Source organism: Endozoicomonas sp. ALC013 (assembly GCF_049310205.1).
Lineage (GTDB): Bacteria > Pseudomonadota > Gammaproteobacteria > Pseudomonadales > Endozoicomonadaceae > Endozoicomonas.
In genome coordinates this window covers 1-3,684 of record NZ_JBLYNS010000267.1, presented here as the reverse complement: position 1 = coordinate 3,684, position 3,684 = coordinate 1, and the positions used below count along the sequence as shown (strand labels likewise).

Annotated in this window: 2 protein-coding genes; both read left to right on the top strand. The window is 48.7% G+C overall.

Annotated elements, in window-relative coordinates:
* Positions 1 to 1,005: hypothetical protein (locus tag ACO6V1_RS22925; RefSeq protein WP_422468798.1), on the top strand; the 1,005-nt coding region annotated here is incomplete at its 5' end.
* 288 nt (positions 1,006 to 1,293) lie between these two features.
* The gene (locus tag ACO6V1_RS22920; RefSeq protein ID WP_422460094.1) at positions 1,294 to 3,282 is read left to right on the top strand and encodes an ankyrin repeat domain-containing protein; all 1,989 of its coding nucleotides are present in this window, start codon (positions 1,294 to 1,296) and stop codon (positions 3,280 to 3,282) included.
* Positions 3,283 to 3,684 lie beyond the last annotated feature (402 nt).

Here is a 3,684-nt window from a genome sequence, read left to right as displayed (position 1 = left end):
CCATTCACCGGGACTAAAGAGGCATCCCATGCAGATGATGGCAATATTGTGGCAGAAGACGATGGCTCAATGGGCTTCAGTGGGCTCCCTGCCGGTCAGCCAGATTCGGCTTATCAGTCTGCTACACTGCCTTCATCGTCTTTTGCGACGGCTGATCCAGCGGCAACGCCGGTAGCTTCAACGACCTCTTATGATGCCCTTTCGCATGAGGCTGAAACAAAGTTAGCGTATTTGAGTGCTCACATGGAACGATTGATGGGGGATCAGTGGGGGGATGGTCAGATAACAGAGTGTCGAAATCAGATGCAGTGGATCAAGGGAGAGCTGAACAGTTTAGAAACGTTGGGGCTTAAACATTTATCTGGAAAATTCAGGGAGGTCAGGAAGCAATTTGAGGAGCTACAGGTAAAGGATTTTCATCACCGTTTGGATAAGCTGGAAGAGGTCGTCAACATAGGGAACAGCAAGGCTATACAGTCGATTGAACGCGAAAATATGGAAAAAGGAGTATTGGAAGCAATGGGGGCTCGGTTTGAGCAAGTTAAATTAGAGCTGGCAGAGCTTCGTTCTCAATTCAATGAATTGAAAGAAAAACTACAACCATACAAGGGTCATATCAGTGATAGTCAACAAACAGCTACAAACAGTGAAGTTAAGAATAAGATAGATCCTCTTGAAAAAGAGTTTGGTGATTACTGGAAAGAATATGTTCGCAAGTCTAAATATCTGGAGGAACAGTTTCTGCAATGCTCCCACTTAGACCTCCTTAGAGAGCAACACTTGGGTAAAATGATGGAGCTTAGGGATTTCTATCTTCAGTCATCAGAAGCAGCAAAAGTACTGATCATAAAATTCGTTGGTATACCAGCCTATGAAAAGGAGCATCTGATGCTTAACAGGCATATTGAACATATGCTTACGCAGATCGAAGTTCTGAACAAACAGATCTATCAACATGAGCAGGAAGAGAACCGGGAAAAACGATCTGGTTGTATGCAATCCTGAATTCAGCTCTTGATGAGGTTCCGGTGTGAGCATCAGTTTGTGGTACAAAAATTGCTAACGGGTTAACTGTGTGGGTAGAGTAAAATCCGGGCTGAAAATCCAGTTCGGTTCCATGCGTCCGATGTCTTATTTTATCGTAGTAAAAAAACCATCTCTGTAGGCGTCATTTGTCAAGAAAAAAGCTTCAGTCGAAAGGGTATGCAGCGCTATCTTTGTGGTAATAATCAGTACCCAGCGATAACTTTCATCCTTGAGTATTAATACAAATATGTAGACCAGTCAAAGCCTCTGAATGAAGCCCCGATACTGGCTGCCTGTCGCAACAACCAGATTGACTTGTTACAGGATTTTCTGGCGGCAGAACCTGCGTTGGCTTACCGGGCAGCACCATCAGATATAACGGACAAGGATCGGGTATACCTATACCCCCTCGGTGTCGCTGCCCAGGAAGGGCATGAGAAAGCCGTGGAGCCGATGCTGACTGCTCTGGATAGACTGCCTGAGGGAAAAAGGCCCGGTGGTGGTTCCATCATGGCCGTTATCAATACGGCTGACCGATCGGGGAGAACTCCGCTTCACCTGGCTGCCTTGGGAGGTCATATCAAGGTGGTGGAGCAGTTGCTGAAAGCTGTGGATAGACTGCCGGAAACCGAAAGGCCGGCAGCCGTTCAAAGGCTTCTGAGCGCCACTGACGATGGCGGGCAGACCCCGCTCCAGTTTGCCAGGCAACAAAACCACCAGGCAGTCGCGGTTTTGCTGCGGGATGCTCTGAAAAAACCGGCACAAACAGCAAGGCTTGATTCCATCATTACAGAGGCCTTTGAGCAACCGGGTTCAAGCAAGCTTCCGGCAGCTCAACCAGGTGCATCGAATAAGACTTCTGAGGTTTTGGCACAACCGGCATTGCCTGTTGATACGATGGAACCCGCAGCAGTATATACTGCACCACCGCTTTCTTGTCTGAGCCAGGCTGCGAAAGAGGGCAACATTGAGTGCGTTAAGGCGTTACTGCCCTTTGCTGGCGTTCTGGTCAATGAAAAGAATAATGATGGCTTTGCGCCCCTGCATTACGCAGCCAAAAGCGGCCATGAGGCGTGCCTGCGGCTGTTAATTACCAGCAAGAATATGAAAATCACACTTCTCCACGCTGCCCGGGAGGGGCAAACCAAGGTTCTGGAGGAGATACTAAAAAACCTGAATACACTGAAGGAACCCGCAAAGTCTGAGACCATCATGCTGGTGCTGAATGTGTCGGACCGGGACGGTAGAACTCTGCTCTGCCGGGCTGCACAAGCCGGGCACGAAGAAGTGGTAGCCTTGTTCCTGAATGCCCTGAATGGTCTATCGAAGGAGAAAAAGCCGGAGGCTACCAAGGCGGTGCTGAGTGCGGCAGACAGTTTCGGCAGAACACCGCTTTATATAGCTGCTCATCTTGGCCACTATAAGATCGTTACCCAGTTGTTGGCTGAGGACGTTGAAACCGCGTTTTCCTATACCTGTGTGGCCAGCAAAGGGCAGGAGCAGGTAGCAGATCTTCTGAAGGCTTTCCCCATCTTGAGTGCTGCCCGGAACGGGCAAACAACCATTGTCGCCCGGATGCTGAAAATTCTGGAGACCTGGCCTGAATCTGAACGTTGTCAGGCAGTCTCGATGGTAATGACTCTCTCCAAAAAAGACGGGGAAACAGCGCTACACGTCGCTGCTCAAAGTGGTCAACAGAAGGTTGTGGAGCAATTCCTGAGTACTGCGAATAACTACCAGGAATCAGAACAACAAATTGTTGCTTTCGAAGCAATGATAGGTGCGGTCGTCACATTCAAAAGGACGCAACTGACCGCAGCTGTTGATAACTTCCACTGGGTCATCGTGGATCAGCTGATTAAGGCCTTCCCGCTCTTGAGTGCTGTTCTGGGCGGGCATAACCAAAGCGTGAAGCAGTTAATGCAAGCGTTGACAGCGTTACCGAGAGAGCAAAGGGGGGCTGCCATTATGGCGACACTAAAGAAACCCCGGAAAGAAGATGGCGCAACACCGTTGTATATTGCAGCCAGAGAGGGAAATATCGAGATAATGAAGCTGTTGTTGGATGCCGTGACTACGCTCCTGGCTGATGGAAAGCGCAAAGAAGCCAGGGAAGTACTGTACTCTGCTTGCGAGGTTAAAGAAGAGGATGGAACCCTGATGGCGATAACCCCACTCAGAATCGCTGCCATAAACCGGCATGATAAGGCTGTGAATTTGCTATTGGAGAAGATACGGGAGTTATTTATTACATAATAAATGTCGTTTAAAGAGCGGCTGTCACCACCGTTTGTAAATAATTAAACCGTCTAACCCAATGTTTGAACTTTATCTTGTGGCAAAACTCTGAACTCTAATGTTGAACCATAGAGTCTAGGGCATAACTGGCTATGAATATGCCATCGATTTCTGCCCAAAGCACAACTGTGACCCAGCCTCAATTTCATGGCGATCAATAGGGAGAAAGCGCCAGCGCCGCCCCGGTAAAATTTGATCGCTGGGTGATCAGTTTAAGCGATATTGACAGTTTCCTGCGGGGCAAGGACCATGAGGCGGTTGAGAGTATCGCAGAGCGAATGTACACAAGGGCGGAGCACCAGCAAGGTACGAAATCCTCTGGCTTGAGTAACCTGGAAAAAGATTCTGGTGCCTGCGCTT